This is a genomic window from Methylomonas defluvii (assembly GCF_033949435.1).
Classification (GTDB): Bacteria; Pseudomonadota; Gammaproteobacteria; order Methylococcales; family Methylomonadaceae; genus Methylomonas; species Methylomonas defluvii.
Map to the genome: position 1 here is coordinate 32,485 of NZ_JAXARY010000009.1, position 19,015 is coordinate 51,499.

General features: G+C 52.0%; 17 protein-coding genes. 12 read left to right on the top strand and 5 right to left on the bottom strand.

Features of this window, described 5'->3' with window-relative positions; all coding sequences use genetic code 11:
* The first annotated feature begins 109 nt into the window (after window positions 1-109).
* The 4 genes from QLH52_RS11070 to phoU are packed head-to-tail and all read left to right on the top strand — an operon-like array spanning window position 110 to window position 5,641.
* On the top strand, window positions 110-2,389 hold the full coding sequence (locus QLH52_RS11070; protein WP_319961580.1) for an ABC transporter permease subunit: 2,280 nt from the start codon (window positions 110-112) through the stop codon (window positions 2,387-2,389).
* Window positions 2,386-4,041 (top strand): phosphate ABC transporter permease PstA, encoded by a 1,656-nt coding sequence (gene pstA / locus QLH52_RS11075; protein WP_319961581.1) that lies wholly within the window; start codon window positions 2,386-2,388, stop codon window positions 4,039-4,041. The genes QLH52_RS11070 and pstA overlap by 4 nt, the downstream gene beginning before the upstream one ends.
* A 36-nt stretch (window positions 4,042-4,077) precedes the next feature.
* A complete protein-coding gene (pstB, locus tag QLH52_RS11080) occupies window positions 4,078-4,911 on the top strand; it encodes a phosphate ABC transporter ATP-binding protein PstB (RefSeq protein WP_033156874.1) in 834 nt (277 codons plus the stop codon).
* Window positions 4,912-4,921: 10 nt separating this feature from the next.
* A complete protein-coding gene (phoU, locus tag QLH52_RS11085; protein ID WP_319961583.1) occupies window positions 4,922-5,641 on the top strand; it encodes a phosphate signaling complex protein PhoU in 720 nt (239 codons plus the stop codon).
* Between the two features lie 186 nt (window positions 5,642-5,827).
* Here phoU and QLH52_RS11090 read toward each other — a convergent pair whose 3' ends face one another.
* The 4 genes from QLH52_RS11090 to QLH52_RS11105 all read right to left on the bottom strand — a co-directional run bounded on the left by QLH52_RS11090 (window position 5,828) and on the right by QLH52_RS11105 (window position 10,081).
* Window positions 5,828-6,370, bottom strand: coding sequence for a YfiR family protein (locus QLH52_RS11090; RefSeq protein ID WP_319961584.1), 543 nt, complete (start codon window positions 6,368-6,370; stop codon window positions 5,828-5,830).
* Window positions 6,371-6,397: 27 nt separating this feature from the next.
* Window positions 6,398-8,386 carry a TOL_0244 family TonB-dependent receptor gene (locus QLH52_RS11095; RefSeq protein WP_319961585.1) on the bottom strand — a complete coding sequence of 663 codons (1,989 nt, stop codon included), beginning with the start codon at window positions 8,384-8,386 and terminating at the stop codon, window positions 6,398-6,400.
* Between the two features lie 99 nt (window positions 8,387-8,485).
* Window positions 8,486-9,103, bottom strand: a complete 618-nt coding sequence (locus QLH52_RS11100; protein ID WP_319961586.1) for a class I SAM-dependent methyltransferase — start codon at window positions 9,101-9,103, stop codon at window positions 8,486-8,488.
* A 6-nt stretch (window positions 9,104-9,109) separates the two neighbouring features.
* Complete coding sequence (locus QLH52_RS11105; RefSeq protein ID WP_319961587.1) at window positions 9,110-10,081, bottom strand: Tim44 domain-containing protein; 972 nt, start codon at window positions 10,079-10,081, stop codon at window positions 9,110-9,112.
* Window positions 10,082-10,221: 140 nt separating this feature from the next.
* Between QLH52_RS11105 and QLH52_RS11110 the strand changes: the two genes are divergently transcribed.
* From QLH52_RS11110 to QLH52_RS11145, 8 genes are all read left to right on the top strand, one after another.
* Complete coding sequence (locus QLH52_RS11110; protein WP_319961588.1) at window positions 10,222-10,617, top strand: hypothetical protein; 396 nt, start codon at window positions 10,222-10,224, stop codon at window positions 10,615-10,617.
* Window positions 10,618-10,744: 127 nt separating this feature from the next.
* Window positions 10,745-12,055, top strand: a complete 1,311-nt coding sequence (locus QLH52_RS11115; RefSeq protein WP_319961589.1) for a TolC family protein — start codon at window positions 10,745-10,747, stop codon at window positions 12,053-12,055.
* Window positions 12,052-13,143, top strand: a complete 1,092-nt coding sequence (locus QLH52_RS11120) for an efflux RND transporter periplasmic adaptor subunit (protein ID WP_319961590.1) — start codon at window positions 12,052-12,054, stop codon at window positions 13,141-13,143. The genes QLH52_RS11115 and QLH52_RS11120 overlap by 4 nt, the downstream gene beginning before the upstream one ends.
* The gene (locus QLH52_RS11125) at window positions 13,143-16,202 is read left to right on the top strand and encodes an efflux RND transporter permease subunit (protein WP_319961591.1); all 3,060 of its coding nucleotides are present in this window, start codon (window positions 13,143-13,145) and stop codon (window positions 16,200-16,202) included. Before QLH52_RS11120 ends, QLH52_RS11125 begins: the two co-directional genes overlap by 1 nt.
* A complete protein-coding gene (locus QLH52_RS11130) occupies window positions 16,202-16,507 on the top strand; it encodes a DUF3240 family protein (protein WP_101052728.1) in 306 nt (101 codons plus the stop codon). Before QLH52_RS11125 ends, QLH52_RS11130 begins: the two co-directional genes overlap by 1 nt.
* Window positions 16,508-16,605: 98 nt before the next feature.
* On the top strand, window positions 16,606-17,319 hold the full coding sequence (locus tag QLH52_RS11135; RefSeq protein ID WP_319961592.1) for a DUF3240 family protein: 714 nt from the start codon (window positions 16,606-16,608) through the stop codon (window positions 17,317-17,319).
* Window positions 17,320-17,390: 71 nt separating this feature from the next.
* Window positions 17,391-17,744, top strand: coding sequence for a Rho-binding antiterminator (locus QLH52_RS11140; RefSeq protein WP_319961593.1), 354 nt, complete (start codon window positions 17,391-17,393; stop codon window positions 17,742-17,744).
* 232 nt (window positions 17,745-17,976) lie between these two features.
* Entirely contained in the window at window positions 17,977-18,111 is a 135-nt protein-coding gene (locus tag QLH52_RS11145; protein WP_319961594.1) for a PIN domain-containing protein, read from the top strand.
* Between the two features lie 320 nt (window positions 18,112-18,431).
* On the opposite strand, the gene QLH52_RS11150 is transcribed toward QLH52_RS11145, so the two are convergent.
* Window positions 18,432-18,884, bottom strand: a complete 453-nt coding sequence (locus tag QLH52_RS11150; RefSeq protein ID WP_319961595.1) for a hypothetical protein — start codon at window positions 18,882-18,884, stop codon at window positions 18,432-18,434.
* Window positions 18,885-19,015 lie beyond the last annotated feature (131 nt).

The following is a 19,015-nucleotide window of genomic DNA, read 5'->3' on the forward strand; positions in this document are numbered from 1 at the left end:
GATCTTGTATACTATCAAGCCGATAATTCTGTAGTTTTATCGGCTTTTTTGTCTCTGAAGGCGTTGCGATTGTTCGGCGCCGCTTTTTGTTAACTCACGATACCTAGTTATGACTGAAGTCCATTCCACTCAAGCGAAAGCCACGCTGTTTCAGACGGCGACCAGTGAGCGCTATCAGCGTTGGCGGCTAGTAAAGGACAAAATGGTGGCTCGTGGCGTCGTAGCCGGCGGGTTGAGTATTATCCTGGCGGTGGTGTTAATCTTTTTCTATTTGCTGTATGTGGTTTTCCCGATACTGATGCCCTCCCACGCGGAAGTGGTCGGCCGTTACGACGTGCCCGAGCAGGTGCTGGGCAATACCGTTTTCCTGTCGATGGAAGAACAGAACGAAGTGGCGGTGCGGTTTACCGACACCGGCAAAGCGATATTTTTTAGCGTTGCCACGGGTCAACTGATTCGCGTGGATGCCCTACCTATCCCCGAGCAAGTACAAATCACCAGTTACGCGCATGGCGGTGTCGATAAAGGGGTAATCGCCTTTGGTTTATCCGATGGCCGTGCCGTGGTCGTCAAGCATGATTACAAATTGTCTTATCCCGGAGGCAAGCGGGTCATTACCCCTGCTATTCAATATCCCTTAGGGGCCGAACCGCTGGTGGTGGATAAGCAAGGCCAGGCGCTAACCAAGTTGGCGGTGAAGTTGGGCGATAAAAACAGCACTTTGCTGGCTAAAACCGCTGATAACCGCATGGTGCTGAGCAGTCTCAGTAAGAAAGAATCGCTGTTCGACGATGAAGGCACTTGGGAAGCCACCGACTCCGTGGTCGAGATGGCCGCGGATGACGTGGATTTCATCCTGTTGGATAAAGAGTTGCGTAACCTTTACCTGGCCAGCCGTGCCGGGGATTTGACTGTCGTCGATATTCTCGACAAGAGCAAACCCGAGATCAAACATAAACTTAATGTGCTAAACCAAGGCGTGCAAATCAGCAGCATGGAGTTTTTGAACGGCGATATTTCTCTACTGATCGGCGACACCAGCGGCGTGATGGCCCAATGGTCAATGGTCCGCGACCAGCAAAACCATTTCAGCATCGAAAAGCTGCGGGCGTTTAAAGTATCCGACGCGCCGATTATTACCATCAATCCGGAACAGCGCCGCAAAGGTATGTTGGCGGCTGACGCCAACGGCGAGATCGGCATTTACAGTTCCACCGCCGAGCGGGAATTGATCAAGGAAAAAATCGCTGGCGGAAAACCTGTTTCCGTCACCTTATCGCCGCGCGCCAATGCCATGTTACTGCAAACCGAAGACGGCAAAATCAATCATTGGACTATCGAAAACGAACATCCGGAAGTATCGTGGAGCTCGTTATGGAACAAAGTCTGGTACGAAAGTTATCCAAAACCCGATTACATCTGGCAATCCTCGGCGGCCAGTAACGATTTCGAACCGAAAATGAGCTTGACGCCGCTGGTGTTCGGCACCTTAAAAGCCTCGTTTTACGCGATGCTGATGGGTGTGCCGCTGGCGCTGTTTGGGGCGATTTATACCGGTTACTTTATGGCGCCCAGCGTGCGCCAGTACGTGAAACCGGGCGTGGAAATCATGGGCGCCTTGCCGACCGTGATTTTGGGCTTTTTAGCCGGCTTGTGGCTGGCACCTTTCGTGGAAGCTAATCTCACCGGGATTTTTGCCTTATTGATGGTTGTGCCGCTGTCCGTGATGATTTTTGCCTATTTCTGGCAATTCGTACCGGAACAAACCCGCCACAAAATCCCCGACGGTTGGGATGCGGTGGTGTTGATTCCGGTGGTGATATTCGGCGCCTGGCTGGCTTTTCAGTTAAGTCCGACTATCGAAGCCTTATGTTTTAAAGGCGATCTGCGCACCTGGATGCGCGAGGAATTTGGTATTGGTTACGACCAGCGCAACACCTTGGTCGTTGGTTTGGCTATGGGTTTTGCGGTCATTCCGATGATTTTCTCCATCGCCGAAGACGCGATTTTTAGTGTGCCCAAGCATTTGACTACCGGCTCTTTGGCGCTGGGGGCCACGCCTTGGCAAACCATGACCAAGGTGGTGTTGCTGACTGCCAGCCCCGGTATTTTCTCAGCGATCATGATCGGTTTCGGTCGTGCGGTGGGTGAGACGATGATCGTGCTGATGGCCACCGGCAATACCGCGGTAATGGATTTGAGTATATTCCAGGGTCTGCGCACACTGTCGGCGAATATCGCGGTGGAAATGCCGGAATCGGAAGTCAACAGCACCCACTATCGCGTGCTGTTTCTGGCGGCTTTGGTACTGTTCATGTTCACGTTTGTAGTCAACACACTGGCTGAAGTCATTCGGCAGAATTTAAGACAAAAATACAGCTCATTATGATTAATGCATGGTTTAAGAGCGGTTCGCCCTGGATATGGATGACCGCCGGCGCGGTCAGTTTGAATCTGATATTGGTGGTTGGCTTGCTGCTGCTGATTGCGGTGCGGGGCTTGGGGCATTTTTGGCCGGCCGACATTATCGAATATCGCTATCAAGATCGCGATGGCCCGGAGAGTTCCATTATCGGTGAAGCGGTGGCCAACTCGCTATTACCGGCCGCGCAAGCCAGAGCAGCCGGACATGAGTTGCTGGATAATGGCGAATACCTAGTGCAGCATCTGGTAAAAACCGGTAACCGCGATATTCTCGGTAGCGATTTTCGCTGGATCCAACAACAATATATTCACAGCCAATCCACGCCGGACGATTTGATCATGGTCGAACGCCGCGAGTGGGGTAATTTCTACGGCCGCTTGCTGGCGGTTAAGGAAGACGGCGCGGTAATCGCTCAAGGCGAGCAGGCCTGGCAAGTGGCGCAACAAAAACTGGCGACAGTGTTGGAGCAGCACGACGAAATCGATAGCTTACAAGACCATGAAGTCGGGGCGATCAACTATGAATTGGAGCGCTTGCGCTTGAAGCAACGCGCGCTGGAACTGAAAAATGCCTGGAACGATGCGGCCAAACAGGAATTTGCCGCGCAAAAGCAGACATACGAAAAACAATACCAAGCCATCCAGCAACAAATCGGCAAGTTGAGCAAGGAAAGCAAACGCTATAGTTTGGTGGTTGCGGAAGCCGGGCAAAAAGAAATTAGTTTGCCCTTGCATCGGGTGGTGAAAATGACCCGCCCCAACACGATGAGTGTGTTGGACAAATGTGTCGAATATGTCGGAAATTTCGCGACTTTTGTGAGCGACGAACCGCGTGAAGCCAATACCGAAGGCGGTATTTTCCCGGCTATTTTCGGTACTGTGTTGATGGTGATGCTGATGGCGGTCGTCGTCACGCCGTTCGGGGTAATTGCTGCGGTTTACCTACGTGAGTACGCCAAGCAGGGCTTTATCACCCGGGTGATCCGCATTGCCGTGAATAATCTGGCCGGCGTACCGTCCATCGTTTACGGTGTGTTCGGTTTGGGCTTTTTCGTGTACATCATCGGCGGCAATATCGACCGCTTGTTTTTCCCGGAAGCCGCGCCCGCCCCGGTCTTCGGTACGCCCGGTTTGCTGTGGGCCTCGTTGACGCTGGCCTTGATGACCTTACCGGTGGTGATTGTCGCTACCGAGGAAGGTTTGTCGCGGATTCCCAAATCGATTCGAGAAGGCAGTTTGGCGCTGGGCGCCACTAAAGCAGAGACCTTGTGGCGCACGGTATTGCCGATGGCCAGCCCGGCGATAATGACCGGCTTGATTCTAGCGGTAGCGCGTGCAGCTGGCGAAGTAGCGCCTTTGATGTTGGTCGGTGTGGTGAAACTGGCACCGACTTTACCTTTGGACGGCAATTTTCCTTATTTGCATCTGGATAGAAAGTTTATGCATTTAGGGTTTCATATTTACGACGTCGGCTTCCAGAGCCCGAATGTCGAAGCGGCCAGACCTTTGGTTTACGCGACGTCGCTGTTACTGGTGATGGTTATTATCGGTCTGAATATGTTCGCTATCTCGATACGTAACAATTTGCGGGAAAAATACCGCGCCCTGGAAAATTAAATTCGCATATCCATCCGGAAGACTGGACCCTATATCATGACAACAGCCCAAAAGAATACCCACGCCATTGACATTAGCGCGTTGAAAAGGGAAGACAGAAAGAGCGTTGAGCAATTGGAAACCTGCATCAAAGTTGAAAATCTGGATTTGTTTTACGGCCAGAAGCAGGCCTTGCATGGCGTGAACATGGAAATGCCGCGTAAGAAAGTGACGGCCTATATCGGTCCCAGCGGCTGCGGTAAATCCACCTTATTACGCTGCATCAACCGGATGAATGATCTGGTCGACGGCGTCAGCATCAAAGGCAAGATTCTGCTGGATGGCGAGGATATTTACGATAAATCGGTGAACGTTGCGGCTCTGCGCCGGCGAGTCGGTATGGTGTTTCAAAAGCCCAATCCATTCCCGAAAACCATCTACGAAAACGTCGCCTATGGCCTAAGGATTCAAGGGATCAATGATCGGCGTATACTCGACGAAGTAGTCGAAAAATCATTGCGAGGCGCCGCATTGTGGGACGAGATGAAAGACCGTCTAAACGACAATGCCTTGGGGATGTCCGGCGGTCAGCAGCAAAGACTGGTGATTGCTCGGGCGATTGCCATAGAGCCGGAAGTGATCCTGTTGGACGAGCCGGCCTCGGCGCTGGATCCAATTTCCACCTTGAAAATCGAAGAATTGATTAACGAATTGAAAGAAAAATACACAATAGTGATCGTCACCCACAACATGCAGCAGGCGGCACGGGTATCCGATTTCACCGCTTTTATGTATATGGGCGAATTAATCGAATTTGGTGAAACCAGCGAGTTGTTTACCAATCCGGCGAAAAAACAAACAGAAGATTACATTACCGGCAGGTACGGCTAGGAGGTAGACAATGGATAACAGCAAAATCAAGCAGCACATTTCCCGCCAATTCAACGAGGAGATGGAAGATATTCGCAACAAGGTGCTGACCATGGGCGGTCTGGTGGAACAGCAAGTCGATCTGGCGACCAAGGCTTTCATGGGTAACGACATGGAAAATGCCGAAAAAGTGGTGCTGCAGGATCAGTATGTCAACGAGATGGAAAAAGACATCGACCACGAATGCACCGAAATCATGGCCAAACGTCAGCCGGCGGCTTTTGATTTACGCATGTTGATCGCCACCATCAAAATCATCACCGACCTGGAGCGGATTGGCGACGAAGCCGCGCGTATCGCCAAAATGACCATGCGTCTGGAAGGTGCCGATTATTATCAAGACAAGTACTACGAAATCGAACATCTGCTGAATCTGGTCAAGGACATGCTGAACGGTGCTTTGGATGCTTATGCCCGCAACGATGTCGAGGAAGTGATTGCCATCACCGAGCAGGACGCCAAGGTTGATCGCGAATACACCAGCATCACCCGGCAGTTGATCACGCAGATGATGGAAAACCCGCGTAACATCACCCGAGCTCTGGATATGTTATGGGCTGCGCGCGCGCTGGAACGGATTGGCGACCACTCCTGCAATGTCTGCGAGCAGGTGATATACATGGTGAAAGGCAAGGATGTGCGTCATCTTAGCCGCGAAGAATTGGAGCGTACTGTTAATTCGGCTCGCTAGCGATAAGGTCAATTTGATTCAGGGTAACGGTTAATCCTTTACCCTGCTTTACTGATTTAGATACTTGGGGGTGCTGCTCACCAGTTTCAAAATCATTCGACGGCGCCGATGCAGATCCTTGTGCAGTGGCGAGTTCAGTAACTCATCAAGCCATGTTCAAAATTGCCCGGAAATTGCTGCCGGCAGCTACTCAATTAGCCGCGAACTGCGCAATAGCTTGGAACTAATCGTCAAACCTATTCGCGTTACATTTTTCAGTTGTATGACCGGTTGAACACGGAGGCCGTCGTTAGCCAGTCGGATCATGCCGCCCCGGTGTTCGAAATCGGTAATATCGCTGACCGTCAACACCGGAAAGGGCCTGACAAACTCCAGGGTCGCCGCGAGAATTCTTTCCTGTTGTGCCGGAATATAAATCACCTGGCATTCGTGCAATTGTTCGGGTATTGGGTCGATAACCATCTGCATCGGTAGATCGTTTACCCGCTCACCTTCGATCAGCTTGGCCAGTACGCCGGTGACCGGCGAATTGGCGTAACTGCAAAACAAAAATTCCTTGTGGGTGGTCGGCCAAGTAACGAAATAGGCAAAGTTATATAAGTACGCCGCTTTAAGTTCCGTCTCGTTAAAGCGCGGTTCACCCGCTGTGCCCGATGATTGCAGCGGCGGTAAACAGGCCAACAACAGCATTAACAGGCACCGCCGCGCAACCGCGCCGGTGCGTGTCACAACTTTGCGTAGGCTTGGACGCCGCATCTAGTAGCGTACCGTGGCTTTAAGGTAATAATTGCGTTCAACTTCGCTACTGATCACCGCGTTATCTATATTGGGGCTGAATTCCAGGTGCCGGTTGTCCAGCAAATTCTGCGCGCCGACAGCCAATTCAAAATGCAGATTCGGCTGCCAGCCCAAGCGCAGATCCAGCCGATGATAGGCCGGCACCTGATTGATTAGGTGGTCGGTGTAATACCAATGCGCATCAAATTCCAATTGATACGGCAGATTGAAGTAGGAACTGAGGTTGAAACGGTTGCGGGCGCTATTGCCTTCAGCAACTGTTGCTGCGCTATCCAGGCTGCCGTCGCGCTGGTGCAAGGCAATTGCAAACAGACTGTAACTACCTTGCACGCGCCAGCGTTCGGACATCCGCCAATTCAATGCGGTTTCCCAGCCGTAGGCTTCACCGTTTGCCTTGTTGGCAATCAGAAACGGGATAGTGATGTTATCGCCGTTTACCAGCGGTGTTTGCGGTTCGGTGGTGCTTAGTCGGCCGTAATCGCTATAAAACAGCGTTGTATCCAGGTTAAAGATGTCGTTCGGAAAAAAGCGGTAGCCCAATTCGTAAGTGACTGCGCTCTCCGAGTCAAAATTATCGTCGCCCATGATGTTGGCTGTGGTTCCGGGGCCTACGTTGAATAAGACATTGACGTCGTGGTCGGCCCTGGCCGGTACGCGAACTGCTCTGGACACCGCGCCCCACAGGCTGTGTTGCTGATTGGGTACCCACAATAGTCGGGCGGAAGGCTGGATCTCAAAACCGGTAAAATCGTTATGCTCGACTTTACTGCCGTATATCAAACGCAGTTCGTCTGCCAGAAACCGCCATTCGTCCTGAGCAAAGACGTTGAACAAGTGCACATCGCGCTCGGATGGATCGAAGTGTAACAACGCCTGTTTTTGCTGAAGTTGATCGCTATTGAAGCGATAACCGGCCCCCCACGTTACGTGATGAGCCTGCCAACGGAAATCATGCTGCAGATCCAGGTCGAAGGTGCTGCGCCGATAATCCAGTCGGCTTTGGTTGCGGACGGCATGATCGAAATAACTGCGGATTTGTAGGCGGCTATCGTTTTCCAGGGTTTGTTGCCAACGTAACAGCAGGTTACCGCCATATTTTTTGGTGCTGTCGGGGCTAATGGGCGATGCCGGGTCGAGACTATTCAGCGATTGCTGCATGCCGCCATTGAAATAATCGCCCTGCACGATCAGGTTTTTGCGGGCGTCCGGGGTCCAGTCGTTGCGAAAACCGGCGCGGCCCATGTCCAGGCTGTCGTTGGCTTTTTCGCCGTTACCGAAATGAAAATCCTCGCGATGATTGTATTTGCCGTAGACGCGATAATTAAAATCCGGACTGAGTCGGCCGCCATAACGAAAGGTGCCGAATCCGGGCTCTTCCTTGCTGGTGCCGCCTGACAGCAATACGCCTTGTGATTCCTGCGCGGAACGAGTAACGATGTTGATGACGCCATTGACGGCGTTGGAGCCCCACAACGTTGCACCGGGGCCGCGAATCACCTCGATCCGATCGATGTCTTCCAGCGGGTAGTCTTGCTCGTTCCAGTAAACGCCGGAGTTCAGTGGGTCGTAAACGGTGCGGCCGTCCATCATCACCAACAGCTTGTTGGCATTTATCCCGTTAAAGCCACGGCTACTGATCGCCCACTGATTGCCATCCACCCGCGCGACTTCCAGGCCGGGCACTTTGCGAAGCAGTTCCGGAATGGACTGCATCCCGGAGCGCCTGATTTCTTCGTGGCTGATGACGAATACCGCCGATGGGGTTTCGCTGATAGGTTGTTGATTTTTCGAGGCGATGGAAACGGTGGTCGCACTCAGCTCTTGGAGAGATAAGGCCTTTAAATGGGATAGGGTGTCGTCCGCCCCGGCTGGGGCAGCTGCTTGCAGGGCAATACAGAAAAGCGTCAAGCGCTGAGTGTTGCCCGTCAATTTTAACTTGTTTGCCATAACTTCCGTCTTTTACGCCCGATTAAGCACGCGCGCATTGTAGACGCCGGCGATTGAATAGTAAAAACAACCCCAATTAACGGCGCTGCGACGAAGGGTTTATTTGATGGCGCGGATCAGTTTGATCATGTCGCTGCTGGCGGGATCGACGAATATTTTTTGGAACGGGCAAGCTTGTACGCTTTTTAACGTCTGTCGGTTAATATTGGCGCCAAAAGTATTCAAAATCAGCGGATTGAATAAATTCATCATCATCGCCAAAGCTTTGTTGGAGCTTAAAACGTGTTCCAACAGCAGCACTTGACCGCCGGGTTTGCAAACGCGATAGAGCTCTTTCAGGCCTTTTCTGGGTTTCGGTACCGAACAAAACACAAAACTGGCGATGACCGTGTCGAAACTGTTATCGGCATAATCCAGCGCTTGCACGTCCATCAAAGCCAGATCGACCGCAATCTGTTTACGCTGTTGTTTGCGGCGGGCCATTTCCAGCATGTTCGGGCTGAAATCGATAGCGGTAATTCGGGCGTCATCAGGATAGAACGGGAAGTTTTTCCCCGTTCCTACCCCAACTTCCAAAATGTGGGCGCCGCTAGCCTGCGACCAGAGTTTTTTACGTAAACGGCGGAACAGCAAGCCTTCCAGAAAGCCTTCCAGACCATCGAAATAAGGTGCAAGCCTATCGTAGCGCTGCCTGACTTGAGTGCTGTCCGCCGACATGCCGGATTATTCTGCAAATTGCTGAATGCCGTCTAGGAACCAGCGGGTTTGATTGCTGTTGATGGGTTTGACGAAATGCCATACTTCTTTAATGGCTTCTGCCTTGCCACCGTCTTCGCTGATTAGCGCGTCGAACAAGACCACCGCTTCGAGTTCGGTGCCGGCTTCGCGGACATCCATTAATTCGGCGCTCAGTTTCAGGACATCGGTTTTATTAATATCATTGGATGCACGTAGCTGCTCTTGAATTTCTACAAACACCTTGTCGGTAGTTAAGCCGCGGATTTCCGCCAAGTCGCGTCTATCCCAAGCTGCTTGCAGGTAGCGGTAGGCACTTTCCGCACCGCTTAAAAACGCGCGCTGATCGAACCCGGCCGGCAAGTTGGTTGCATCGAAACTAGCGGCTTGTTGATAGTCATTGCTGCCTGATCCTGCTGTTCTGCCTTTTTTGAACAGCACATCGGTATCGAAACCGGAACCGCCGGCTGCCGGTTGCTGGTTCTCGCGATAATAGTTTTGCGATTCCGCTGGTTGCGAGTGCGCGGGCCCATAACCGGCCGGCGCGGCGGGTTGCTGACGTGATCTGGCCGCAAACAAGCGATACAGCAGATAAGCGACGCCGGCAAACAGCAGCATGTCCATCAGATTGATGTTTTCGAAGGCGCCGCCGAAGAACAATGAGCCCAATAACCCGCCTAAAGCCAAGCCGCCCAGCATGCCCATCAGGCCGCCGCGACCAGCCCAGTTTTGTCTGGCTGTTTGATTTTGTGCAGCCGCTTGTTGCTGGCTGGCCGAGCGGGTCGGCTGGCTGCTGGCTCCAGTGGGAGAGGTAGAGCGTTGAAACGGTGTGCTGTAGCTCGGCTTGCTACCGAAAGACTTGCCGCCGCCCATGCGTTTAGCCTGCGCTTCCTGGACACTGCCTAGCAGTAAGGCCAGTGCAATGAATAATGTTGCCAAGGTACCGATCTTTCTGTTCATAGGTGTTTGCCTAAAGTGAATAAATGTATGCCGATATTCGGGGTAAAATCGCGTAATTCAAGTAGAATAGCCTTTCGCATGGTCCTATACAACCGCCGTCTACCGATTAACGACACCCCACAGACATTCTGAAAACATAAATGGTTGCATATTTGCGTCAATTTCTAGTTATGTTTTTGCTGCTTTTGCAAGTGGCAGCGCCGCTGGTGCATGCCCATATCGGTAGAGATGCCATGCAGGGCGGCCTGCATCTGCACGAATTCGAAGTGCTGCATATCGATCATGATGGCGAAACCGCCTTGATGGCTGTCGATCACGATCTGCAAATTCAAAATAGTATTGTCAATCTGGGCTCTGCGATTAAACAGCAGCAATGGCTGGACAGGCTGGCGCCGGTTTTCTATCTGCTGGTCAGCGTGGTTGCCTATTTGGCGGTTACGCGGCAAATCCAACTCGTTAAGTTTTCTCCGCACATACCGCTGTTCGCGCCCGACCCCGTACTTAGTCACAATCCATCCCGCGCGCCGCCGCTCTGAAAGGGGCTGGCTTCGCTGTCGAAGCAGGCTGGGTCAACACCTGGCAGCCCCTCGTCCCCAAAATTGGCCAAAAGCCCGTTAGGCGTTTGGCTGCTAGTTCTATTCAATTACTGCTTTGGAGTGCTCCATGAATGGATACCGTTATCTAAAATGCGGTTTACCTGTATTACTGCTGGTTACGGCGCCTTGCCTTGCCGAAATGAATCCTGTCGGAGAGAGTTTGGCGGCGACTCGCGGCGAAATGTTTTCGGAGAATTTGATTGTCGAACACATGGATCCTATCGAAACCGATCCGTCGCTAAGTTTGTCGCAATTAGTCGAAATAACCGTGGAAAAATACCCGGATCGTCTGGTCGGCGAAGCCTTGGCCCAGGAAGCCAATGCCTTGGCCGAACGCAGTGACGCTTGGGTGGCCGGTTCTACGGCTGTTGGATTGAATTACATGGATGACCGAATTGCCGACGACCTGGGTTCGCGTGAGGCCTCTGCTCAAGTCGAAATCACGACTTGGAAATGGGGGCAACGCGATGCCGGTCAGGCGGTAGCGGAACGGGCCGGCGTTGCCGCGCAAAAGCAATCGGCGGCGGTTAAGCTGGAAGTCACGCGCTTGATCAGAGACGCTTTGTGGAATATGGAAATCGCCAATATCGGTTTGCAACAAGCGCAAAATGCCTTGTCGATTTCCGAGCAATTGATGAAGAAAGTCGGGCGCCGGGTGGAATTGGGCGATTTGCCACGTGCGGATTTGTTGCTGGCCAAGGGTGAATATCTGCAAAACCGAGGGTTGGTCACCCAAGCCGAAGCGGAAGTGATGCATAGCCGTAAAGCCTATGCCAGCTTGACTACCTTGTCGCGGGTGCCGGGCAATTATCAGGAAAAACTAAGCGACATTACCTCGGTGAGCGGCAACCATCCGATGCTGGAAGCTATCAACGCCATCATCGACCGGAAACAGGCGGAAATTGAATGGACCAAAACCACTGATCCTATCAATCAACCCAAACTCAGTGTAGGTGCGAAAAGCCAGCGGGATGGCCGCAGCGGGCAAGACATTGAGAGCGTCGGCGTCGGTGTGGTGATGCTATTCGGCGGCGAGGCCTATAACGCGCCGGAAATCGCCAAAGTTAATCTGGAACTGAACAATGCCAAAGCCCAACGTGAGCATCTTTACCGGCAATTGGAGAAAAATCTGCACGAAGCCGAGCATGCTCTGGAAGTGACGCGGGCGGAGCTGGCAATTGCCAACGAGCTGAAACAAATCGCCGAAACCCATCTGAAAATGACTGAAATCAGCTTCTCGGCCGGCGAAATCAACCTGTTGGACCTCTTAAAAATTCAGGCTCGTAGTCTGGAAGCGATTCGCAACGCCAAATTGCAGGAGGTTAAATTACAGCGCAACATCGCTTTCTACAACCAAGCAGTCGGCGTACAGCCATGAGGCGGTTAATCTTCGGTCTGTTTTTGACGCAGGCGTTAAGCGCGTTTGCTCAAGATACCCAGATCAAAATTACCCAGCAGCAGATCGACAATTTGGATATAAAATTCGCGCCGCTTACCGCCAGCCAACAGATTCCGCTGTTTTACGCGCCCGGCAAAGTGGTGGTGCCGGCTGACCGGGAAGTGTTGATCAGTAGCAGCCAGCCCGGTCTGGTTACCCAATTGCCGGTCAATATCGGCGACAAGATCCATAAAGGCCAACTATTGGCGCAGTTGCACAGCCCGGAACTGGTCGGATTACAGCAAGCATTTTTAACCGCTACCAGCGAACTGAATTTATCCGGCCAAGAGCGCAATCGCGATCAAAAATTATTGCAGGAAGGTGTAATTGCGCAGCGGCGCTGGCAGGAAACCCAAATGCTGCACAGCAGCAAATCGGCCAAGGCCGACGAGGCGCGGCAGTTGTTATTGTTGGCCGGCATGTCGGCCGCCGAGATTAAAAGTTTGGGGCAAAGCCATAAGCTGGACAACCGTTTGACTATTCGCGCGCCCATCGATGGGGTGGTATTGGAGCGTCTGACCAATTTGGGCGCCCGCTTGGATATGCAGGCACCGCTGTATCGGATTGCCGATTTGTCTGAACTGTGGCTGGAAATCAATATTCCGCAGGAGCGCTTGAGCGGCATCAGGTTAGGCGATTCGGTGCGGCTGAAAGGCAGCGAGATCACCGCCAAAATTAGTCTGCTGGGCCAAAGCGTCAACCACGACAATCAGACGGTATTGGCCAGGGCGGTGATTGACGGCAAAGCCGAGGGCTTGCGCGTGGGACAGAACGTCAATGTACAGATCATGCAAAATAGCGCAGAGACCGGCTTCGTCGTACCCAATACCGCCATTGCCCAGAACGAAGGGCGCGCCTATGTGTTTGTGCGCAATCAAGACGGTTTTGTGGTGACCGAAGTGACTATTACCGGTAAACAAGAAGCCAATTCCTTGATTAGCGGACCGTTGTCCGGCAACGAGCAAATCGCCATAAAAGGCGCGGTGGCCTTGAAAGCCAATTGGTTAGGTTTGGGAGGCGACGAGTAATGGCGGGGTTAATTCGCTTTGCGTTGACTCAACGGCTGTTGATTTTACTCGGCGTATTGTTGCTTGTAGGCGGCGGCTATTATGCGGTTAAACACATCCCCATCGACGCCTTTCCCGAGGTATCGCCGACCCAGGTCAAGATCATCGTCAAGGCCAACGGCATGACGCCGGAAGAAGTGGAAGCCAGAATTACCGCGCCGATTGAAGTTGAGTTACTGGGCATTCCGCATCAAACCATGCTGCGCTCGCTGGCTAAATATGCCATTACCGATATTACGCTGGACTTTGAAGAAGGCACCGATATTTATTGGGCCAGGCAACAAGTCGCGGAACGGTTGAACGCCTTGTGGAGTAATTTGCCGGAGGGTGTGCAGGGCGGTATCGCGCCGATGACCACGCCGCTGGGGGAGATGTTCATGTTCGCCATTGAGGGTGGCGATTTGTCACTGATGCAACGGCGAGAATTACTGGATTGGACCATCCGCCCTGCTCTGCGTACCGTCAGCGGCGTGGCGGATGTGAATGCGCTGGGTGGGCTGGTGCGCAGCTTTGAAGTGGTGCCCGACAATATCCGCATGGCGTCTCGCAATATCGATACCGAGCAATTAAAAGCGGCTTTGCAAAATAATAACCGCAACGACGGTGCCGGTCGGTTGAGCGAAGGCGAGGAAGCGTTGATTGTGCGCGCCGAAGGCCGTATCAAGAACGAGCAGGATGTGAAAGCCATTGTAGTGGCGCAGCACGAGGGCCTGCCAACGCGAGTGGACGATATAGCCGAGGTCAGAATTGGTGCATTGACACGTTATGGCGCGGTCAGCAAGGACGGTGACGGCGAAGCCGTGACAGCGGTCGTGCTCAGTTTGCGCGGCGCCAATGCTCGGCAAACTATCGAGCAACTGGAAAGTAAGATGGCGGAATTGCAACCAAGCTTGCCGGAAGGCGTGCGCCTGAATGTGTTCTACAACCGGGGGGTGTTGGTGGGCAAGGCGGTGAACACCGTTTCTAAAGCCCTGCTGGAAGCCATTGTTTTGGTAGTGGTGCTGCTGATTCTATTTTTAGGTGATTTGCGCGCGGCTTTGACCGTCGCATTGGCCTTGCCGTTGGCGGCGCTGGTGACCTTCATTCTGATGCACGCTTTCGGTATGTCCGCCAACTTGATGAGTCTGGGCGGTCTGGCTATCGCTATCGGGATGTTGGTGGATGGTGCGGTGGTGGTCGTGGAAAACGTGATTACGCAACTCGCCGATCATCAAAAGGCCGAAAGATTGCCGCGGTTGCATCTGATTTATCGCGCTACCCGCGAAGTAGCGGTGCCGGTGACGTCGGGCATCTTGATCATTGTCATCGTGTTCTTACCGCTGCTGACCTTGCAGGGACTGGAAGGCAAACTGTTCGGGCCGGTGGCGATGACTATCGTGTTTGCCTTAACGGGCTCCTTGATTTTGTCATTGACGGTGATTCCGGTACTGGCATCGCTGTTGCTGAAACAGGTGTCGCATGAGGAGCCCTGGTTGCCGCGCAAACTGTTGCAGTGGTATCAGCCTATTCTGGCCTGGTGTCTGACTAACAGCAAAAAAGTCTTTATCGGCGCTGCTGCGATGTTGGCGGCAAGCGTATTGGTCTTCACCCAGATCGGCAGTACTTTCATGCCGACGATGGACGAAGGCGACATTATCGTGCAGCTGGAAAAATTGCCGTCTATTACCTTGCTGGATTCGGTGGCCTTGGACGGCCGGGTGCAGAAAAACATCCTCGAGCATATCCCGGAAGTACAGACCGTGGTGTCCAGGGTGGGTACCGACGAGTTGGGTTTGGACCCGATGAGCTTGAACGATACCGACACGTTTTTGATCCTGAAACCCAAAGCGGAATGGCGCATGGACAGCAAGGAAGAGTTGATCGAAGAAATCCGCAAGATTATGGATCACACCCCGGGCATAGCCTTTGGTTTTACTCAGCCCATCGAGATGCGGGTTTCGGAGATGTTAACGGGAACGCGCGGTGACGTGGCGATCAAATTATTCGGCGCCGAGCTGGATACGTTGAATCATAAAGCCGAACAAATCGAAGCGGTGCTGAAGACCATCCCCGGCGCCAGTGATGTGTTTACCCGTAAAAATGAAGGCATGCAGTTTCTGCAGTTGAGCATTGATCGAGAAGCTGCTGGCCGGTTCGGGTTGGATAGTAATAGCATCGAAGATATGTTGCGCGCGCAGATTGAAGGCGTGCAACTGGGTATTGTCCAAGAGGGAGTGAAACGTACGCCTCTGCTGCTGCGCGGCGACAGTAACACCGCCAACTTCGAGAATTTACAAATCAGTTTGCCGAATGGCGAGCATGTACCGATTACCGCAGTGGCGAAAATTCAAGCGGTGGAAGGTGTGGTGTCGATAGACCGGGAAAAAGGCCAGCGCTTCGTGGTAATCCGCTGTAATGTTGAGGGCCGCGATTTGGTTGGTTTTGTCGAAGAAGCGCGCAAGGCGGTGGCCGAGCGTGTTCAATTGCCCAGCGGTTTTCATGTGGCGTTCGGCGGTCAGTTTGAAAATCAACAACGCGCTTCAGCGCGTCTTTCTCTAGTGATTCCATTATCTTTAGGTTTGATATTTTTGTTGCTGTTTTCCACCTTCGGCTCGGTGCGGCAGGCGGTGCTGGTGCTGTCCAATATCCCGCTGGCCATGATAGGTGGGGTGTTCGCGCTGTGGTTGTCCGGTGAATATCTGTCGGTGCCGGCTTCGGTGGGTTTTATCGCCCTGCTCGGTATTGCGGTATTGAATGGGGTGGTAATGGTCAGCTATTTCAATCAGCTGTGCGCGACCGGTATGGAATTGTCGCGGGTGGTGATTATCGGTTCCGGGCGGCGGTTGCGGCCGGTACTGATGACGGCCAGCATCGCCGCCTTCGGCTTGATTCCGTTATTGTTTGCGTCGGGCCCCGGCTCGGAAATTCAGCGGCCATTGGCTATTGTGGTTACCGGCGGTCTGTTGTCTTCGACATTATTAACCCTAATTCTGTTGCCGATACTTTATCAATTATTCGGTCGCCATCCGGAGCGTTGCTGATGAGTCACGAAGCGTTTTTATTGACGGTGAATGTGCCGCCCAGCCTGGAGGAAGCGCTGGTCGATTGTTTGCTGTCATTGGAATGGTCGCAGGGTTTCACCAGTTTTCCGGCCAATGTTCACGATCACAATCAGCAGGGTTTGTCGCTGGCAGAACAGGTTGCCGGACATCAACGCAAAATTCGTTTTCAAATGTATGTCGAAAGACAAAACATTTCTGCATTATTGACTAAGCTAAAGGCGGATTTTACCGGTTCCGGCCTGCATTATTGGCTGGTACCGGCTATCGAACAAGGCATCATCTAAGCATAAAGTATGCAGAAAGCGATTGGGGATGCTACAGTTCGGACGAACAGCGGTTAATCATTTTTGAATGAGCTATTTTCCTTGCCACACATAGCCCTATGAATATCTTTTTGCGTCGCATTCCTGCTAATACCAGGCATACTGAAATTTCCGAATTTGTGGCCCCTGCTTTGAAACGCGGCTTGTTCAGAAAATCCGGCCGTATAGTCGATGTGCAGATTCTGGCCTTACAGGATACCCGCATAGGCACTATCGAATATCACGGCGTGGTAACGCTGGATTCTGAGCTTTCCGTGCAAAGAGTTGTTAAAGGTTTAAAAAATCGCCGGTTTAACGGCAGAATGGTGGTGGTTAGGCCTTATTACCACCGTAGTTGGTACAACGACCCTCGCCAAAATCAGACGCCTGTGTCTGCCGATATTATCGAAAAGCGCAAGGGTGATCGCAGGCGCGGTAAGTATCTGCAAGTGATCAAAAATGCGTCTGATCGTTTTAACAGTGAAGATGATTTTTTTCGAACCGTGCATCATCAACAGTTCTCCATTTCATTTATCGTGCCGCCAGTCATGGAGGGGCCGATGATGGAGTGCCTGACCAGTTTTGAGGAAGAACTGCTTAATAGTGATACCGGCGAACACAAAATCACCAAATTTCTCACCGAAGCCGACGATGCCGATCAGCAAACCGCGCGCTTTCAGATTTACGCCGAGAAAATGGCTATTTCCGCCTTGCTGGAAAAATTGAAGTCCGAATTTGCCGGGTCCGGTATCCATTACTGGATCATGCCGGTGGTCGAGAAGGGTGAAATTTAGCGATTCGGCGCCGTCTTATTTTGTAAAGCCTCAGCGTAACGCGGATCACTTCGTTGCCTAGTCTATCCGCCATGACTCAACATCCCATATCCTGCGAACTTCACGATTACCTGGAAATAGCCTGTCTGTATGGCTATCAAGTCAGGCTTACCCTAAAAGACCAGCAAATCTTGGAAGGCCAAGCTATCGATACGATGACCAGCCCCGAAAAGCGTGAATATCGGCGTATTGAAGATAAGCAAATCGAGCTCAATCAGATCAAAAAGCTCCAAGTATTGACGCCCAAAGCCAAATTTCAGGAGATCGTATTTTGTGGGTGGCGGTCGGCGGAATGTAGCTCTTACCATTCTCGGCCTTGCTTTCGATCAATCTCGCGCCCCATCGGTATTAAGCCGCGGCAAAGATGTGCCAAATCAGCGGCATAAATCCTCCCTGCCCTAATCGGAACGCTTAACCGGGCCGTGTTTTAACGGTGTTGGATTCCACCTATGGTTAGCCAAACCCGATGCCGGTGCTAGGAATCCGGACACAATCAAATGACGATCGCCAGCTCAAATTGCTGGATTGGCTGGAAGTGGAACTGCCTCGATTCTTTTCCGGCCGAATTTGACCATCGATGCGGAAGTTGCTGATCGTTGGGGCAGGTTGACCGCCCAAATGAGCCGCCCCATCCCGGCCATCGACAGTTTGATTGCAGCCACCGCGCTCACGCATGGATTGAAACTGGTAACCCGCAACGTGCGTGACTTCAATTACCCTGAGCTTGACGTGATCAATCCCTGGCGCGATTGAGTTGCTGGACTATCCGATTTGCCGGTTAACCATCGCTCCGATGCTCCGCGTGGAAACGCAGCTTCGGACGCTCTAGCGTCCTCCTGAACTCGGCAAACTTGGGTAGAAGCCGCTACGTCATCACCGAACCCACCCAACTTCATTTCATGACCTACAAGGTAAAAGTTTCCATATATGAACTATACATTCGTCCGATTACTCTGCACTAATCGGCCCTGAGCCCGATGTGATGGTTAAAAATATATAAACTTATACGCTCCAACATTAACATCATTGCTGGTAAAGCCAACATCCTGACGCATGGCCAACACAATTTCACTTTATGCACATTCAAGGACAAAACCATCGTTAGACGTTGGTTGTTTTGCATGTTTAATCTGGAGATCGACGAACACATTAAGCAAAGTTAGTACTCGATCAGATGACCATAGCCAAGCAGATGAATAGGCCGCTAGAAAGCGATCTTTTGCTTCATCACTTGCCCCATTCCCCGCAATAAACACTCTCATGGAATTGCATATTTCCTCATAGATTCGGCGTCGGCGCTCTATCACATGTAACTCGTCTTGCAACTCGGATTTTAGACGCTCAATTTGGGCCGTGTATTCATGTTTAACACTTTCTACTGACTTTGTAAGGTGTTCTATATCCTCTTTAGATGCTGCATTTTTTCCCTTCTCAGCCAAATAAGAACGTAAATATTTACCAAACATCAATATCGATATTAAAAAAACGGCATTAGCAATGATTTGTATGGTTTCGAAAATTTCCACAATAGCTTCCTGAAATTGACAGAATTAGCAAATAGGGTGCAACAGCGGTAGCTGTGTCGTATAAATTCAAAGGCAATAATATGGGGCATTACCGGTAAAGCCTAACGCGCTAGCGGTTCCGCGGTATGACG

Coding starts and splice junctions, on each gene's coding strand:
- QLH52_RS11070 (WP_319961580.1), top strand. CDS start 110: ATGACTGAAGTCCATTCCACTCAAGCGAAAGCCACGCTGTTTCAGACG.
- pstA (WP_319961581.1), top strand. CDS start 2,386: ATGATTAATGCATGGTTTAAGAGCGGTTCGCCCTGGATATGGATGACC.
- pstB (WP_033156874.1), top strand. CDS start 4,078: ATGACAACAGCCCAAAAGAATACCCACGCCATTGACATTAGCGCGTTG.
- phoU (WP_319961583.1), top strand. CDS start 4,922: ATGGATAACAGCAAAATCAAGCAGCACATTTCCCGCCAATTCAACGAG.
- QLH52_RS11095 (WP_319961585.1), bottom strand. CDS start 8,386: ATGGCAAACAAGTTAAAATTGACGGGCAACACTCAGCGCTTGACGCTT.
- QLH52_RS11100 (WP_319961586.1), bottom strand. CDS start 9,103: ATGTCGGCGGACAGCACTCAAGTCAGGCAGCGCTACGATAGGCTTGCA.
- QLH52_RS11105 (WP_319961587.1), bottom strand. CDS start 10,081: ATGAACAGAAAGATCGGTACCTTGGCAACATTATTCATTGCACTGGCC.
- QLH52_RS11110 (WP_319961588.1), top strand. CDS start 10,222: ATGGTTGCATATTTGCGTCAATTTCTAGTTATGTTTTTGCTGCTTTTG.
- QLH52_RS11115 (WP_319961589.1), top strand. CDS start 10,745: ATGAATGGATACCGTTATCTAAAATGCGGTTTACCTGTATTACTGCTG.
- QLH52_RS11120 (WP_319961590.1), top strand. CDS start 12,052: ATGAGGCGGTTAATCTTCGGTCTGTTTTTGACGCAGGCGTTAAGCGCG.
- QLH52_RS11125 (WP_319961591.1), top strand. CDS start 13,143: ATGGCGGGGTTAATTCGCTTTGCGTTGACTCAACGGCTGTTGATTTTA.
- QLH52_RS11130 (WP_101052728.1), top strand. CDS start 16,202: ATGAGTCACGAAGCGTTTTTATTGACGGTGAATGTGCCGCCCAGCCTG.
- QLH52_RS11135 (WP_319961592.1), top strand. CDS start 16,606: ATGAATATCTTTTTGCGTCGCATTCCTGCTAATACCAGGCATACTGAA.
- QLH52_RS11140 (WP_319961593.1), top strand. CDS start 17,391: ATGACTCAACATCCCATATCCTGCGAACTTCACGATTACCTGGAAATA.
- QLH52_RS11145 (WP_319961594.1), top strand. CDS start 17,977: ATGAGCCGCCCCATCCCGGCCATCGACAGTTTGATTGCAGCCACCGCG.